The following is a 16,507-nucleotide window of genomic DNA, read 5'->3' as shown; positions in this document are numbered from 1 at the left end:
CATGCACATCCTGTTTACCCTCAAGGATTTCAAGCCCGGCGGTGGCGTCGAGCGCGTTCAGCAGCGGCTGTCCGAGCAGTTTCTCAAGGACGGTCGGCGGGTGAGTTTTTTCGTCATGAACGCAGACATGCCCGACACCCGGGACATTCAATGCTACAGCGGTGGCGGCAACGGCCTCGTCGGCCTGTTCAAGTCCATCGTTTTGCTGCGCCGGCTCATACGGCACGAAGGTGTCACCCATCTCATTTCCGCCAAGGAGCAGGCCAACCTCTGCACGTGGTTCGCCACCCTGGGCAGTGCCTGCAAAGTCATCTACAGCCGCCATGCGACCCTCGATTGCAGCGAACAGAAAACCGGCCCCTCAAGCCTGCGCTTTCTCTACGCCTTGTACCTGTGTGGCAGCGGCAAGGTGGTGACGGTGTCCTCGGCGTTGCGCCAGACCCTCGCAGACGCCGTGCCCTGGGGGCGACAGCGCATCCGTTATTGCCCCAACGCGGTCGTCACCGATCAACTGTTTCAAGCCGCCCGGGCGCCCCGGCCCGCCGACTTGCCCCGCAACTACTGGCTGAGCCTGGGGCGTCTGGTCGAACCCAAAGGGTTTCATCTGCTGCTCGATGCCTACGCCTTGGCGCTGCGCAGCGCCGCGCTGCCGGATCTGGTGATCGTCGGCGATGGCCCGTTGCGCGAAGCCTTGGTCACCCAGGCCAGGCAATTGGGTATCGCACAACGGGTGCATTTCAGCGGGTTTATGAGCAATCCCTATCCCGTGCTCAGGCACGCCCGACTGTTCATTCTGAGTTCGCTGCAAGAAGGCATGCCGACCGTGCTGATCGAGGCGTTGGCGCTGGGCACGCCGGTGCTGGCCTGCGATTGCGAGACCGGGCCCAGAGAACTGCTGGACCACGGCCGACTCGGTCAACTGGTGATCGTCAACGATGTACAGGCACTGGCCGAGGGAATGCTGCGCAACCTGATCTCAAGTCATGCCATCGCCCCCGGCGAAGAGACGCTCACTGCCACCCTGCGCCCGTACACCAGTCAGTACGCGGCGCAGGCGTACTACCAGGTCTGGAATCAATGAAAAAGTTACTGATCATCCTCCATGACCTCAGCGCCGGCGGTGCTGAAAAAATGATGGCGCGCCTGGCCAAAGCGCTGGTGGATGCAGGCAACGACGTGACCTTGCTGATGCTCACCGGCGGTGGCCTTCACGCAGCGCATCTCGATCCGCGTGTGAAAAAAGTCGAATTGCACAGCCCGCGCAGCGTCCGTGCGGTGCCGGCACTCACGCGATTTCTGCGTGACAATCGCTTTGACGCCCAGCTGGCAGCCCTCACCCACGTCAACGTGGTGGCGATCATCGCGGCGGCACTGTCCGGCACGCTGGCCCGGCTGCACGTCAGCGAGCGCAATGCTTTTTCCCATGACCGGCACGTGAACCCCGATTTCATGGTGCGCATGGCGTATCGGGTGGCGCCGCTGCTGTATCGGCTGATTCCCAATCCGGTGATCTGTGTTTCGCGCGGCGTCGCCCAGGATCTGGTCGATACCACCCTCGCCCGACGCCGGGACGTGACCATTGCCGACAACCCGGTGCTCGACAACGACTTTCGCGAGAAGACACAGGGACCGCCCCGCCACCGCTGGCTGCTGGAAAAGTCCGGCACCGTGATCGTCGCCGTGGGGCGTCTGGCGCCACAAAAAGGTTTCGACACGCTGATCACAGCGTTCGCCGCACTGCCGGATCAGCATGCCCGCCTGATCATTTTTGGCGAAGGCGTCCTCAGGGCCGAACTGCTTGAACAGGCGAAACAGCTGGGGTTGGCGGAACGCTTCGATCTGCCGGGCTATGCCAACGATCCCCTGGCAGAAGTGGCCGCAGCCGATTGCTTCGTGCTGTCGTCGCGTTTCGAGGGCAGCCCCAACGCGCTGGTCGAGGCGTTATCCACGGGTACGCCGGTGGTGGCGACCCGCTGCCCCCATGGTCCGCAAGACATCCTCCTCGGCGGTCTGGTGGCGCCGCTGGTTGCTGTCGATGATCCGATCGCCCTGGCGCAGGCCATCGCCGAGCAACTGTCCATACCCCGCGATCTGCAGCGTCAATCACGCCTTGATGCGGCCGCACGATTCATGAGTGCCAGTGCAGTGCAGACCTACCTCAACGCACTGGTTGGAGACCCGTCATCATGAGCCCCCTGACGATCCGCTATTCGACACTGCGCGACGCCTTCACGCTGTTCGGCATCCTGTTCTACATCCAGGTGATTACCTTTGTCCTGGGTCTGGGCAGTGCCGCGAGCTTCGGCGATATCAACAAGGACCTCGAAGGCAATGTCGCCAATCAGATCTGCGGCCTCATCACGTTGCTGGTGCCGTTGTTCTTTTTCATCCGCAACAAGGTGTTCCTCAGCAAGACCTTTTATCGCAGCAATTTCTTTCTGCTGGTGTTCCTGCTCTGTGTCATCGCATCGATCGGCTGGTCCCACGACCCGATGCTCAGTCTCAAGCGGTTTATCGCCCTGCTCGGCGTGGTGTTTTTTGCAGGCTTCATTGCCTATAACTACTCCCTTGAAAAAATCGCCTTCATGCTCGGCTGCGCTATCGGCATCGCGGCGTTGATCGGATTGTTGCTCGCCGTGGTCATGCCTGAAGTGGCGTTTCTCTCCGGGGGCATTCGCGACGGCGCGTTCAAAGGCGTTTTCGCCGAAAAGAATGCCGGCGCCCGACTCAATGCGATCGCCATCATGCTGTTGCTGCCGATGATCCGGCAGCGCAATCGCTGGGCGCTCTTCTGTTCGTTCTTTTCGCTGGTCGCGATCCTGCTTGCCCAGTCAGCCACCGGTGTAGCGCTGATTATTTCCGGCACGATCAGCTACTGGTACTTCCTCACGATGATCCGCCTGGGCATCAATCGCTCACAGTTGCTGTTCCTCGGATGCACCCTCCTTTACCTGCTGGTTTGCCTGTTTCTGTACAGCAACTTTGCGGTGCTGCTGGAAATGGCCGGGCGCGATCCGTCACTGACCGATCGGACCCTGATCTGGGAACTGCTCGCGCCTTTCATCGACAGCCAGTTACTCAAGGGCTACGGCTTCGGCGCCTTCTGGGCAAGTCCCGATGCCGATGCGTTCATCACCCGCTGGGGTTACATCGGCAACGCCCACAGCGGTTACATGGAGACCCTGCTCAACGGCGGCCTCATCCAGTTGACGGCGCTGGCATTGATGTTGGGTGAGGCACTGTTCAAGCAATACCGCGCGGTGACGGCGAATCAGGCAGCCCGGTTTCGTGCCAGTGCGCTGGTCATCATCGGCCTGTTCGCCGTCACCAATTATGTGGCGTACGTGATTCCCAACTACCGCTCCGCCGAGTTTCTGGTGTTCTGCACCCTGGCCCTGACCTTCCGGCACCACCACGCGACCTACCCCGAATCCTCACCGGCAGCGCTGCGTCAGCGCTCGTCGGGCCGCGCACTACCGCGCGATTCCGCCCGCGCGTAACCCAAGGAGAATCACCGTGCCCAACCAATCCTCCCCTTCAGCAGATTCGGTGTGCGTCATCATCCCGATGTACAACGGCGCCGACAGCATCGAGCAGACACTGACCTCCCTGGCCCGGCAAACCCGACTGCCCGATCACGTCATCGTCATCGACGACGGGTCCACCGATGACGGACCACAACGGGTTCGAGACTTCGCCGCGCCGTTTCGCCTGACCCTGTTGCAGCAAACCAACGAAGGCCAGGCCAGCGCCCGCAATCATGGGATGCGCCACTCTGAAGAGACGTTTGTGGCAATGCTCGACGCCGATGATCAATGGCATCCGCGAAAGCTGGAGTTACAACTGGCACTGTATGACGAGCTCACGCGACAGGGTCGACCGGTGGGGCTGATCGACTGCTATGCGCAGGTCAATTACAGCGATGGCAGACGTCAGCGGGACGACCGGTTGAAGAACGGCCGGCATTTCTACGATTTCATCCACGCCAACGTCGTCAATGGCGTTTCCACCGCGCTGGTCAAGCGTGACGTGATCATGCAACTCGGCGGCTTCGATGCCAGCCTGCGTTATTCCGAAGACCGTTTCATGTGGACCCGGATCGCCGAGCATTGGGAGATCCACACGGTGCCGGAGGTGCTGCTGGAGCGCACGGTCAATGGCGGCAACATGACCGCGAATCCGAAAAAGTACTACCAGAACAAAATCCGCTTCATCGAGGTGTACCTCGCCCGTTACGGCGCGCAGTTGACCCGGCAGCAGCGGATCGATTTCGTGCTGGGCAACCACACCGATTTTCTTGAGGCGTTTTCCCGACGTGGCGAGCATGACCAGGTCCTCGGCGTGTACCGGCGAATGCTGGATTGCTCCTGGCAGGCCCTGATCTTCGCCAGCGGCAAACCGACCTTGCGCTACCTGTATGCCCGCGCCAGAACCTTGCGCAAGGCAACGGCGTCAACCACGGCTCATTGATACGGTATCCGCCATGGCCAACCACCGTCTGACGACATTGACCTGGATCTTCACCGAGAAATTCGGCCTGATCCTGCTGTCGATGATTACCTTTGTCGCCTACGCCAGGCTGCTGTCGCCTGCCGAGCTGGGTGTGGGCACGGTAATCATCGCCATCGTCGAGTTGATCGGTCTGGTGTACTCGTCAGTGCTCGAAGACCCGCTGGTCCGGCTTGAGCGACTGGAGGACAAGCACATCAGCACCGCCTACTGGGCGGCGGTGCTGGTCAGTCTGGCGAGCATTGGCGTCATTTCCGGCGCGGTCATGCTGTACACCCCCGACCCGCTGCTGCAATGGATGACGGCGATAGCCTCGATAAAGATCCTGTTCACCATGATGGCGCGGGTCTATGTGGCGCAGATGCGCCGCAGCGGTAACTTCAAGATGCTGGCTTCGCGCACGTTGCTGGGCAAAGTGGCGGGTGGTGTCGGCGGGATTGCCGTGGCGCTTTGGGGACTGGGTGCGTGGGCGGTCATTGCCCAGGCGCTGATCATGGAACTGGTGTCGATCATTGTGTTGATGCGCGCAGACCCACGCCACATCCCCTTTCACATCGACGGCCCGATCCTGCGCGAGTTGTTGAGGTCAGGCGCACCGGTTGCCGTCAACGCGCTGAGCTCGCAAACCCTGCAGCGCGGAGTCAATGTGGTTCTGGGCATCACCGCCGGCGCGAACGCGGTCGGCATGTTCAACATGGCCATGCGCATCATCGAACTGCCACGCACCGCGATCTACAACGGCTTGCTGAGCTACGCGCTGCCGGCGTTCTCCCGGCGCAGCGCAGAGCCCAAACGATTGATCGGGATCGTTGGCGATTCAACCGCCGTCAGCGGCTTTCTGTTGACGCCCCTGTTCATCGGACTCGCACTCACCGCAAGCGACCTGATCCTGTTGATCTTCGGCGCCAAATGGGCAGAGGCCATCCCGCTGCTGCAAGTGCTGGCCTGCACCGCCGCCATCGGCAACAGCGCCATGTACGCCACCACCGCACTGGTGGCGGTCAACCGCAGCCACCTCACGATCAAGGCTGAAGTGCTGACCACCGCGCTGGCCCTGGCGCTGGTCTACGCCCTCGGCAACCTGTACGGCGGCATGGCTGCAGCCGTCGCTCTGCTGGCGCGCATGCTGGTCATCACGCCGTTGCAAATCCGCGGCCTGAACACGGCGATCGGCTACAGCTGGCGCGGCTTTTTCGAAGCCAGTTACCGCAGCGTGATCGCTTCCCTGGTCATGGCGGCAACCGTGCTGCTGGTGCTACCGCAGCTGGGTCTCCAGGGTTACCTGCATTTGATCGGCAGCGTCGTACTCGGCGCACTGAGTTATGCCGTGGGTTACAGCGCCCTGCACCCGCACTGGCCACAGGAATTCAAATCGGTTTTCACCTCCCGCTGAGTTCAGCCCTGAGACAGGAAGGCCTCACCATGCGCAAAACCACGTTGATTACTGGCGGTGCCGGCTACATCGGCTCGCATACGGCTCTGGCCCTCATTAACGCCGGCCACAAGGTGCTGGTGCTCGACAACCTGTGCAACAGCTGTCGAGAGTGCATCCGGCGCCTCGAGCAACTGACCCTGACCCGGGTCGACTTCATCAAGGGCGATATTCGCGACCCGGTCCTGCTCGACGATATCTTCAGCCGATACGACATCGACGCCGTCGTGCACTTTGCCAGTCTCAAATCCGTCGAGGAAAGCGTGCGCAAGCCGCTGGACTACTACGTCAACAACGTTGCCGGCACGCTTGGCCTGTGTCAGGCGATGGCCCGCAATAACGTATTCCGGCTGGTGTTCAGCTCGTCAGCCACAGTGTACGGGGAGCCGACGCGCACGCCGATTGCCGAAGATTTCGGCACCGGCAAACCGGTCAATCCCTATGGCCGCACCAAGCTCATGATCGAAGAGTTGCTGACGGATCTGTGCAACTCCGATCCGCGCTGGAGCGTTGGATTGTTGCGTTACTTCAACCCGATCGGCGCCCACGAAAGCGGAATGATCGGCGAAGACCCGAGCGGCCGCCCCAACAACCTGTTGCCCTGCCTGACCCAGGTTGCCATAGGCCGGATACCCGAACTCACGGTGTACGGCAGCGACTATCCCACCGTGGACGGAACCTGCGTGCGCGACTACATCCACGTGGTCGACCTGGCCATCGGTCACCTCAAGGCCCTGCAAGTGCTGCAGCACGACAATGGCATTCACTTCTGGAACCTCGGCACGGGCGTCGGCTACAGCGTGCTGCAGATCATCCACAGTTTCGAGGACATCACCGGCATCAGCATTCCGTACCGCTTCGCCCCTCGACGTCTCGGTGACATCGCCAAGTGCTGGGCCGATCCGGCCAAGGCGGGACGCGAACTGGGCTGGAGCGCGCAGCGCGGCCTGGAACAGATGATCACCGATAGCTGGCGCTGGCAGTCGTGCAATCCGCAGGGGTATCAATCGTCATTCAAGATTCCGGCACCCGTTGCGGTGAAGTGATGCCGATGCTCAAGGAATGTCTGCTGGTCGTGCTGTTTTCGGTTGCGCTGGCAAGCAACGCCGCGCAGGCGCCAGCGCCTGTACCGACCACCGGCCTCGTGTTGTGGCTGGACGCGGCCGACTCATCCGCGATGACCCTGGATGCGCAGAACCGGCTCCAGCGCTGGAGCGACAAATCCGGCAAGGCCAATGACGCGACGGTCGCTGACGCCAGCTCACCGCCACAGTGGATAGGAAACAGCCTCAATGGCCATGCGGTGGTGCGCTTCGACGGCAATTCGGGATTACTCGGCCGGGCCCTGCGCACGGCTAAAGGATCTGTGACCGTACTGATCGTGTCCCGGCGGTTGCCGGAACAGGCCGGAGTCGATCCCTGGCAACGCTTGTTCAGTTCACGCCCGCAGGCCGCCAGCAACGACAACGTGCTGCCGAATTTCGCGGTCAGCCTGGCGCAAACCGGGGAGTACGAGCCAACGGTTTCCGTGCTTGAACTGCACGACGTGCCGATCGGCCCCTACGGGGTCGGGCGCAATGCCGTCGGTCACTCGGAAAACTTTCGCGGCGACATCGCCGAAGTGCTGGTGTATGACCGTCCATTCGCCTCGCTCGCCGAGCGCCAGCGCGCCTTTCAATACCTGGCAGACAAATGGTCCGTGGCCATCCCCACGCATGCCGACACCTGGACCCGCGTCGGTCCATTGGGGACATTGCCGACGCGCATCAACGCCCAACTGCCCTTGTCCGATCAGGCCAATGCCGGTCAATGGGTGCTCAACACGAAGCTGTCCGACGAGTTCGATGGCACCACCCTCGACCGCACACGCTGGCACGTCAACAATGCTGTCGGGAATGAGTCACTGGGCCGCAAGCCGGCGCTGTTCACCGAGCGCAACGCCAGTGTCGGCAATGGCAACCTGAACATTGTCTTTCGCAGGGAAACCCTGCCGCAGAAATACGTCGAGCTCGGCTTCAAGGACTACACCTCAGCCATGGTGCGTACCCTTGAACGCGGCTTCTACGGGTACTACGAAGCGCGGGCCAAACCCATGAATTCCGCAGCGTCCAGCGCCTTCTGGCTGGCCTGGACGGGCATGACTGACAACGCCACCGAAATCGACATTTTTGAAATCGGCGGCAAGACCAAAAATGCGCTTTCAGACCGCGCCTACAACATGAACGCCCACCTCTGGGCCACACCGCACAGCACCGAACATATAGCCAACGGCAGCACCTGGACCAGTCCCTGGCGGCTGGCCGGCGACTTTCATGTCTACGGCTTCGACTGGCAGCCCGATACCCTGCGCTGGTACGTCGATGGTGTGCTGGTCAGAGAATCGAAGAACCATTATTTCTTTTTCCCCATGCAGATCGTCTTCGACAGCGAGGCCATGTGGAAATGGTTCGGCGTGGTCGACGATGCTGACCTGCCCTCCACTTTTGAAGTCGATTACATCCGCATGTGGCAACGCAATCCTTGACCCTCACACCAGGCCTGGGGCCAGACGATGAGCCGCCCCAACCGTCATAGCTTTCGCCTTGAGTCGATTTTCACTCGGCACAGTCGTCAGTTTTCAATTCGCGCGAACACCCCCGGAGCGCATGCACATGAACAACCGACGGCTGACAGAACTGGATTTGCTGCGCTTTCTTGCGGCGTTCGCGGTGGTGATCTTTCACTATGCGTTTCGCGGCTATGCGAGGGGTGAGATGTCGGTCATGCCCTATCCACTTTTGGCTGACGTTGCCAAATACGGGTATCTGGGCGTCGAACTGTTTTTCATGATCAGCGGATTCGTGATCCTGATGACCGCTTCGAGCAACAACCTCAAAGTGTTCTTCATTTCTCGGGTCATCCGCCTCTGCCCGGCGTTCTGGGTGTGCTGCACGATCACCTTTCTCATCACGCTGGCCATCGGGCAGCCACGATTTTCGGCCGATTTCTATCAATACCTGATCAACCTGACCTTTCTAGGCGACCTGCTCGGTGTGCCCCCCATAGACGGGGTCTACTGGTCTCTGTTCGTCGAAATAAAGTTCTACCTGATGATCGCCGTCCTGCTGGCTTTCAAGAAGATAGAGAAAATAGAAACCTTCCTCGTACTCTGGCTGCTGATCTCGGCCGCAGCGGAAGTCTTTGCTTTCGAAAAACTGCGCTCGGTCCTGATCACCGACTACGCGGCCTATTTCATCGCTGGCGCGACGTTCTACATCATCTGGGACAAGGGGTTTACCAAATCCCGTATTTCCCTGCTGGCAGCCGCGCAGGCATTGGCCAGCTTCAACGCGATCAAGTGGGCCGAGTCGATTGAACTGAAATATTCGACTGACTACGACTCCTTGATCATCTGCGGCGTCATTGCCCTGTTTTTCATGACCTTCCTTTTTATCGCGACGCATAAGACGTCAGCCGTGGGGAAGTTCGACTGGACAGCATTGGGCGCACTGACTTACCCGCTTTACCTGCTGCATCAAATGATCGGCTTCATGATCTTCAACATCGCTTATCCGACCATCAATCCACACGTGCTGCTCTGGGGCACCATCGCTTTGATGATAGGTGCGTCCCATGTCATCCATAAGGAAATAGAAACCCCGATGGCCAGACTGATGAAAAGATCCCTTTCGTCCTCCTTCAAGCGTCTCAGAGTTGGTTAGCCGGTAACGCAACAGGCTTGGCAATATCGGCAGATGAAAAAGAGGCGGGAGAGGCTTCGGTGAATACCGAAACCTCTCCCGCCTTTTTTTGTTTGTGGCGCAGAGCACCCGTTACAAGGACGATGAACGCTTCAACGTCTCGCTCGGTAACTCCTTGAACAATGCTCGATAACTGCTTGAAAAACGCCCCAAATGCCAGAACGACCAGTTCATCGCCACTTCCGCCACGGTGGTCTCCGCGGGCGAACGCTTGAGCAATTCGCGCCGCGCACTGTTGAGCCTGCGCAAGCGCAGCCATTGGCTTGGCGACATCCCCGTATAGGCCTTGAAGGTCTGCTGCAACTGGCGCAGGGAAACCCCGGCGACCCGCGATAATTCCAGCAGATTGAGGGTTTCTTCCGGCGAATCCGCCGCCCACTCGCCCACGCGTTTGAGGGTGATTCGCTCCTCGGCGCGACGCTGCAAACCGCCGCCGTCCAGACACACGCTCGCGTTGTCGAGGATGAACAGGCAGTCCTCCAATAGCTGCTGAGTCAGTGCCTCTTTACTCGGCAGATCAAGGGCTTGCGACAACTTCGTGAGAGTGGAGCTTAACCAGCGACTGAACAATCCGTTCTGCGCGCCATTGAGCGGTGCCATGAACAAACCCTCCAGCCGGGCCATGTCCAGTCCGTTGCGCTGGACGAATTCCGGGCCGAACACCACAGCGATTTCCTGGTAGTTCTCCGGGGTGATCCAGATGTTGCGGCTCTCTTCATTGAGCAGATACAGCGCGTTGTCGCTGCGATCGAAACAGAACGCCAGAGCCCCTTGCGGCGCGCTGAAATTCTGCTCGACCCGGGTGTTCATCTGTTCTTCGTAAACCTCCACTCCCTGCAAATCCAGATAGCGGATCTGCCCCGCGAAATGCCCTGGCGACATCTGCTGGTAATGCTGCACCCAACCCGGCGTGGCGCGGATTTGTTCGGTGACATCGGCGGTGTTGAACGCTTGAACCTGAAGCGGATTGCACGTCGTCATGGGGAACCTTGCGCACTCTTTTGGTGCACTTTGGTGCTGCTGAAAGTGGATAGATGGAACGGCAAGGCCCGCCCAAGATAGTCGTCAACGCGCCACAGGGGAAGCCTGCGAAAGATGAAATCGCGTTCCCCCGCGTCAACAAAACCAACGACGAGGTCTTTATGAATGCCCCTTTCGATCAGCTGTTCACATGGCTGAAAGATCACAAGATTACCGAAGTGGAATGCGTGGTCAGCGACCTGACCGGCATCGCCCGCGGCAAGATCGCACCGACCAACAAGTTCCTGCATGAGCGAGGCATGCGCCTGCCGGAAAGTGTGCTGCTGCAAACGGTAACCGGGGATTTTGTCGACGACGACATCTACTACGACCTGCTCGACCCGGCCGACATCGACATGGTCTGCAAGCCGGTGAGCGATGCGGTATACGTGATTCCGTGGGCCATCGAGCCGACCGCCATCGTCATCCACGACACCTTCGACAAGTTCGGCAACCCGATCGAACTGTCGCCGCGCAACGTGCTGAAGAAAGTCCTGCAGCTGTACACCGACAAAGGCTGGAAGCCGATCGTGGCGCCGGAAATGGAGTTCTACCTGACCCAGCGCTGCGAAGACCCGGACTTGCCATTGAAGGCACCGCTGGGCCGTTCCGGTCGCGCCGAAAGCGGTCGTCAGTCGTTCTCCATCGACGCCGCCAACGAGTTCGATCCGCTGTTCGAAGACGTCTACGACTGGTGCGAACTGCAAGGCCTGGACCTGGACACGCTGATCCACGAAGACGGCCCGGCGCAGATGGAAATCAACTTCCGCCACGGCGATGCACTGGATCTGGCCGACCAGATCACCGTGTTCAAACGCACCCTGCGTGAAGCGGCGCTCAAGCACAACGTCACCGCAACCTTCATGGCCAAGCCGATCGGCGATGAGCCCGGCAGCGCCATGCACCTGCACCAGAGCGTGGTCGAGATCGCCAGCGGCCAGCCGATTTTCGCCAATGCCGACGGCAGCATGAGCGACCTGTTCCGCCATCACATCGGCGGTCTGCAGAAGTACATCCCGAAGGTGCTGCCGATGTTCGCGCCGAACGTGAACTCGTTCCGCCGCTTCCTGCCGGACACCTCGGCACCGGTCAACGTCGAATGGGGCGAAGAAAACCGCACCGTCGGCCTGCGGGTGCCGACCTCCGGCCCTGAGGCGATGCGGGTTGAAAACCGTCTGCCCGGCGCCGACGCCAACCCGTATCTGGCCATCGCCGCGAGCCTGCTGTGCGGCTACATCGGCATGGTCGAAGGCATCGAACCGAGCGCCGCCGTCGAAGGCCGGGCTTACGAGCGCCGCAACCTGCGCCTGCCGATCACCATCGAAGAAGCCCTGACCCAGATGGAAGAGTGCGACACCGTCGCGCAATACCTGGGCAGCAAGTTCGTGCGCGGCTACGTCGCGGTGAAACGCGCCGAGCATGAAAACTTCAAGCGCGTGATCAGTTCCTGGGAGCGGGAGTTCCTGTTGCTGAGCGTGTAACCAAAATAAAAACAACCCAACCCAACGATCGTTCCCACGCTCTGCGTGGGAATGCAGCCCGGGACGCTCTGCGTCCCAAGAGCGGACGCGGAGCGTCCATTGAGGCATTCCCACGCGGAGCGTGGGAACGATCAGCATGGGAAGATCAATCGAAGAGGTGTCGATATGCGTCTGTTGAAATCCCTGATTCCCGCCACCCTGGCATTGGCATGCAGTGCCGGTGCCTTCGCCCAACCCCAGGTCAGCGTCTACAACTGGACCGATTACATTGGCGAAACCACCCTCGCCGACTTCCAGTCCTCCAGCGGGATCAAGGTGATCTATGACGTCTTCGACTCCAACGAAACCCTCGAAGGCAAACTGCTCGCCGGGCGTACCGGGTATGACGTGGTGGTGCCGTCCAACCACTTCCTCGCCCGTCAGGTAAAGGCCGGCGCCTTCCTCAAACTGGACCGCGCGCAACTGCCGAACTGGAAAAACCTCGACCCGAAACTGCTGGCCCTGCTTGAGAAAAACGACCCGGGCAACGAGCACTCGGTGCCATACCTGTGGGGCACCAACGGCATCGGCTACAACGTCGACAAGGTCAAGCAAGTGCTGGGCATCGACCACATCGATTCCTGGGCCGTGCTGTTCGAACCGGAGAACCTGAAGAAACTCACCCAGTGCGGCGTGTCGATGATGGACTCGGCCGATGAAGTGTTCCCGGCGATCCTCAACTACCTGGGCATGGACCCGCGCAGCGAGAAACCCGAGGACTACAAGAAGGCCGAAGAGAAACTGCTGAGCATCCGGCCGTACATCACTTATTTCCACTCCTCGAAATACGTGTCCGACCTGGCCAACGGCGACATCTGCGTGGCCTTCGGTTATTCCGGCGACGTGTTCCAGGCCGCCAACCGCGCCAAGGAAGCCAAGAACGGCGTGAACATCGCGTACTCGATTCCCAAGGAAGGCGCGAACCTGTGGTTCGACCTGCTGGCGATTCCCGCCGACGCCGGCAACACCAGGGAAGCTCACGCCTTCATCAATTACCTGCTCGATCCGCAAGTGATCGCCAAGGTCAGCGCCTCGGTCGGCTACGCCAACCCGAACCCGGCGGCCAAGCAATACATGGATCCGGAGCTGGTCAACAATCCCGAGGTCTATCCATCCCAGGAAGTCCTCGACAAGCTCTACATCTCCTCTACCCCGCCCCAGTCGATCATGCGTCTGATGACCCGGTCCTGGAGCAAAGTGAAGTCGAACAAATGAATCAGTACACCCAGGAACACGCCCGCTCCTATTACGCCGCGTCGGCCCGGGCCAGCACACCTTATCCGCAACTGGAGGGCGATCTGATCGCCGATGTCTGCGTGATCGGCGGCGGGTTCACCGGCGTCAACACGGCTATTGAACTGGCGCAGCGCGGGCTTTCGGTAATTCTGCTCGAAGCCCGGCGCATCGGCTGGGGCGCCAGCGGGCGCAATGGCGGGCAGCTGATTCGCGGGATCGGTCATGACGTCGAAGGCTTCGCCCGGCATGTCGGCAGCGAAGGCGTGCGCTACCTGCACCGGGCCGGGATCGACTCGGTGGAGCTGGTGCGCCAGCGCATCACCGACAACGCCATCGAGTGCGACCTGCGCTGGGGCTTCTGCGAGCTGGCCAACACCCCGGCGCAGTTCGAAGCCTTCAAGGCCGAGCAGGACAGCCTGGCGCAGTTGGGCTACCGCCATGAAACGCGGCTGGTTGCCCCTGAGCTGATTCGTCAGCAAGTGGTGAACGCGGGAGTCTACAAGGGCGGCCTGATCGACATGGGTTCAGGGCACTTGCATCCGCTGGATCTGGTGCAGGGTGAAGCGCGGCTGGCAGCGTCCCTCGGGGTGCGGATTTTCGAGCAGAGCCCGGTGCTGGAAATCCTCCACGGTTCGACCGTTCAAGTCCGCACCCGGAGCGGCAGCGTGCGCGCCGGCAGTCTCGTGCTCGGCTGCAACGCGCATCTGGACGAACTCGAACAGCAACTCAGCGGCAAGGTCCTGCCCGCCGGCAGCTACATCATCGCCACCGAACCGCTGTCGGCGGAACGCGCCGCCGAGCTGATTCCGCAGAACCTGGCGTTGTGCGACCAGAAAGTCGGCCTCGATTACTACCGGCTTTCGGCGGACCGGCGCTTGCTGTTCGGCGGTGCCTGCCATTATTCGGGACGGGATCCGGCAGACATCGCTGCCTACATGCGACCGAAGATGCTCAAGGTGTTCCCGCTACTGGCGGATGTGCGCATTGACTATCAATGGGGCGGCAAGATCGGCATCACCGCCAATCGCTTCCCGCAGGTCGGTCGATTGAAACAGCACCCGAATGTGTTCTACGCCCAGGGCTATTCCGGCCATGGCCTGAACGTCACCCACTGGTGCGCCAAGCTGCTGGGCGAAGCAATTCATGCCGGTCACAGTCAGGGCATGGACGTGTTCAGCAGCGTGCCGCACATGACCTTCCCCGGCGGCCCGGCGCTGCGTTCGCCACTGCTGGCACTGGGCATGTTCTGGTATCGCCTGCGGGAACTGCTGGGATGACGCTTCCCGGTTAAAGCGGCCTGCGCATTTGCTCTATCGCGAAGCACTTCTATATTGATGAAGTGCTTTTGCGTTCCTGACGCTCAGTGCCCAACACACCCTGGAGGTCATGGATGGAGTCGTCAGCCGCCGATCAACCGCGAGCGCCCGGCCAGGCGCCGGTCAAGACCCGCCGTTTCAGCATTTCGCTGGTGTGGATCGTGCCGATCGTCGCGGTGCTGGTGGGCCTCTCGCTGGTGGTGCACAACCTGATGCAGGAAGGCCCCACCATCACCGTCACCTTCAAGACCGGCAGCGGCCTGACCGCCAACAAGACCGAAGTCAAATACCGCAACGTGGTGATCGGCCAGGTCACGGACGTCGAGCTGAGCGACGACCAAAAAAGCGTCAACGCCACCATCAAACTGGCCAAGCAGGCCGAAACCTTCACCCGCGAAGACTCGCAGTTCTGGGTCGTCCGGCCGCGCATCGGTGCGGGCGGTGTCTCGGGCATCGACACGTTGCTGTCCGGTGACTACATCGGCGCCGACATCGGTCAGTCCAACTCGCGCTCGAAAAACTTCAAAGGCCTGGAGAATCCACCGCCGATCACCTACGGCGAGCCGGGTAAACGCTTCAACCTGCACGCCTCGGACCTCGGCTCGCTGGATATCGGCTCGCCGGTCTACTACCGCAAGATCCCGGTGGGCCAGGTGGTGGCCTACGCGCTGGATGCCGATGGCAAAGGAGTGAACATCGAGGTGTTCATCCATGCGCCGAACGACGCCTACGTCACGGAAAACACCCGGTTCTGGAACGCCAGCGGGATTGACGTCAACGTCGGCGCCAACGGCTTTGCGGTGAAAACCGAATCGCTGTCGACCTTGCTGGTGGGCGGCATCGCCTTCCGCGCGCCGGAGTACAGCCCCAACGATGTCGCCGCCGCCGAAGAAAGAACCTACGACCTGTTCGACGACCAGCAAACCGCCCTCGCCCCGCCCAACGGCAAGGCGCAATACCTGACCCTGCGTTTCGATCAGGCCCTGCGCGGGCTGAAAGTCGGCGCACCGGTGGAGTTTCTCGGCATCGAAATCGGCCGGGTAGTGAGCGTCAACCTGGACTTCGATCCGAAAAAACGCAGCTTCCCGCTCAACGTCGGCATCGTGATCTACCCGCAACGCCTCGGCCAGGCTCACGTCAAGATGCTCAAGGTACTCGAGCACAATCCAGACGACGAAGCCGCCGCCGTGCGCCTGATCGGCACCTTTATCGACAACGGTCTGCGCGCCCAGGCCCGCAGCGGCAACCTGCTGACCGGCCAGTTGTACATCGCGCTGGATTTCTTCCCCAAAGCCGAAAAAGTCGCGTTTGACCCCACCGCTCGCCCGATCAGCGTTCCGACCGTCCCCGGCAGCCTCGAACAGTTGCAGGAAAAACTCGAAGCGATGATCGACAAGCTCAACAAACTGCCGGTGGAACGGATTGCCGGCAACCTCGACAGCAACCTCGTGGAATTGCGCAAAGGCCTGACCCAGTTCAATGCCAGGACCCTGCCCGGCGTGCAGAACACCCTCGCCGACCTGAGCAAGACCCTGCAGTCGGCCAGTTCGACCCTGGCCGAAGACTCGCCGCAACGCGAACAACTGACCGAGACCCTCGACGAGCTCGGGCGCATGTCCCGTTCGCTGCGTGAGCTGTCCGATTATCTGGGCCGGCATCCGGAATCGTTGATTCGCGGCCGCCCCGACAACGCCCCGCCGCTGGACCTCAAAGGGCCGCCGCGCAATTGAGCAC

The 16,507-nt window shown here is 60.9% G+C and carries 13 protein-coding genes; 12 read left to right on the top strand and 1 reads right to left on the bottom strand.

The window, feature by feature from the left end:
* Position 1 precedes the first annotated feature (1 nt).
* From AC07Y2_RS00860 to AC07Y2_RS00825, 8 genes are all read left to right on the top strand, one after another.
* Positions 2–1,081, top strand: a complete 1,080-nt coding sequence (locus AC07Y2_RS00860; RefSeq protein ID WP_103385308.1) for a glycosyltransferase — start codon at positions 2–4, stop codon at positions 1,079–1,081.
* Positions 1,078–2,190 carry a glycosyltransferase gene (locus AC07Y2_RS00855; protein WP_103385234.1) on the top strand — a complete coding sequence of 371 codons (1,113 nt, stop codon included), beginning with the start codon at positions 1,078–1,080 and terminating at the stop codon, positions 2,188–2,190. Before AC07Y2_RS00860 ends, AC07Y2_RS00855 begins: the two co-directional genes overlap by 4 nt.
* Complete coding sequence (locus AC07Y2_RS00850) at positions 2,187–3,500, top strand: O-antigen ligase family protein (protein ID WP_103385233.1); 1,314 nt, start codon at positions 2,187–2,189, stop codon at positions 3,498–3,500. Before AC07Y2_RS00855 ends, AC07Y2_RS00850 begins: the two co-directional genes overlap by 4 nt.
* 16 nt (positions 3,501–3,516) lie before the next feature.
* Positions 3,517–4,470 carry a glycosyltransferase family 2 protein gene (locus tag AC07Y2_RS00845; RefSeq protein WP_074690534.1) on the top strand — a complete coding sequence of 318 codons (954 nt, stop codon included), beginning with the start codon at positions 3,517–3,519 and terminating at the stop codon, positions 4,468–4,470.
* A 13-nt stretch (positions 4,471–4,483) separates the two neighbouring features.
* The gene (locus AC07Y2_RS00840) at positions 4,484–5,902 is read left to right on the top strand and encodes an oligosaccharide flippase family protein (RefSeq protein WP_103385232.1); all 1,419 of its coding nucleotides are present in this window, start codon (positions 4,484–4,486) and stop codon (positions 5,900–5,902) included.
* Between the two features lie 29 nt (positions 5,903–5,931).
* Positions 5,932–6,987: a UDP-glucose 4-epimerase GalE gene (gene galE, locus AC07Y2_RS00835; protein ID WP_103385231.1), complete on the top strand. Its 1,056-nt coding sequence runs from the start codon at positions 5,932–5,934 to the stop codon at positions 6,985–6,987.
* Entirely contained in the window at positions 6,987–8,465 is a 1,479-nt protein-coding gene (locus AC07Y2_RS00830; RefSeq protein ID WP_103385230.1) for a family 16 glycosylhydrolase, read from the top strand. Before galE ends, AC07Y2_RS00830 begins: the two co-directional genes overlap by 1 nt.
* A gap of 127 nt (positions 8,466–8,592) precedes the next feature.
* On the top strand, positions 8,593–9,642 hold the full coding sequence (locus AC07Y2_RS00825; protein WP_103385229.1) for an acyltransferase family protein: 1,050 nt from the start codon (positions 8,593–8,595) through the stop codon (positions 9,640–9,642).
* Between the two features lie 111 nt (positions 9,643–9,753).
* Here the strand turns inward: AC07Y2_RS00825 and AC07Y2_RS00820 are convergent, their stop codons facing one another.
* Positions 9,754–10,662, bottom strand: a complete 909-nt coding sequence (locus tag AC07Y2_RS00820; protein ID WP_103385228.1) for a helix-turn-helix domain-containing protein — start codon at positions 10,660–10,662, stop codon at positions 9,754–9,756.
* A gap of 161 nt (positions 10,663–10,823) precedes the next feature.
* Between AC07Y2_RS00820 and AC07Y2_RS00815 the strand changes: the two genes are divergently transcribed.
* The 4 genes from AC07Y2_RS00815 to AC07Y2_RS00800 all read left to right on the top strand — a co-directional run bounded on the left by AC07Y2_RS00815 (position 10,824) and on the right by AC07Y2_RS00800 (position 16,503).
* On the top strand, positions 10,824–12,182 hold the full coding sequence (locus AC07Y2_RS00815; protein WP_007951306.1) for a glutamine synthetase family protein: 1,359 nt from the start codon (positions 10,824–10,826) through the stop codon (positions 12,180–12,182).
* 165 nt (positions 12,183–12,347) lie between these two features.
* Positions 12,348–13,436 carry a polyamine ABC transporter substrate-binding protein gene (locus tag AC07Y2_RS00810; RefSeq protein WP_039768596.1) on the top strand — a complete coding sequence of 363 codons (1,089 nt, stop codon included), beginning with the start codon at positions 12,348–12,350 and terminating at the stop codon, positions 13,434–13,436.
* On the top strand, positions 13,433–14,734 hold the full coding sequence (locus AC07Y2_RS00805) for an NAD(P)/FAD-dependent oxidoreductase (protein ID WP_103385227.1): 1,302 nt from the start codon (positions 13,433–13,435) through the stop codon (positions 14,732–14,734). The genes AC07Y2_RS00810 and AC07Y2_RS00805 overlap by 4 nt, the downstream gene beginning before the upstream one ends.
* A 113-nt stretch (positions 14,735–14,847) precedes the next feature.
* On the top strand, positions 14,848–16,503 hold the full coding sequence (locus AC07Y2_RS00800) for a PqiB family protein (RefSeq protein WP_103385226.1): 1,656 nt from the start codon (positions 14,848–14,850) through the stop codon (positions 16,501–16,503).
* Positions 16,504–16,507 lie beyond the last annotated feature (4 nt).

It is taken from the genome of Pseudomonas sp. GW456-12-1-14-TSB6 (assembly GCF_059424205.1).
This window is presented reverse-complemented; position numbering and strand designations above follow the sequence as displayed.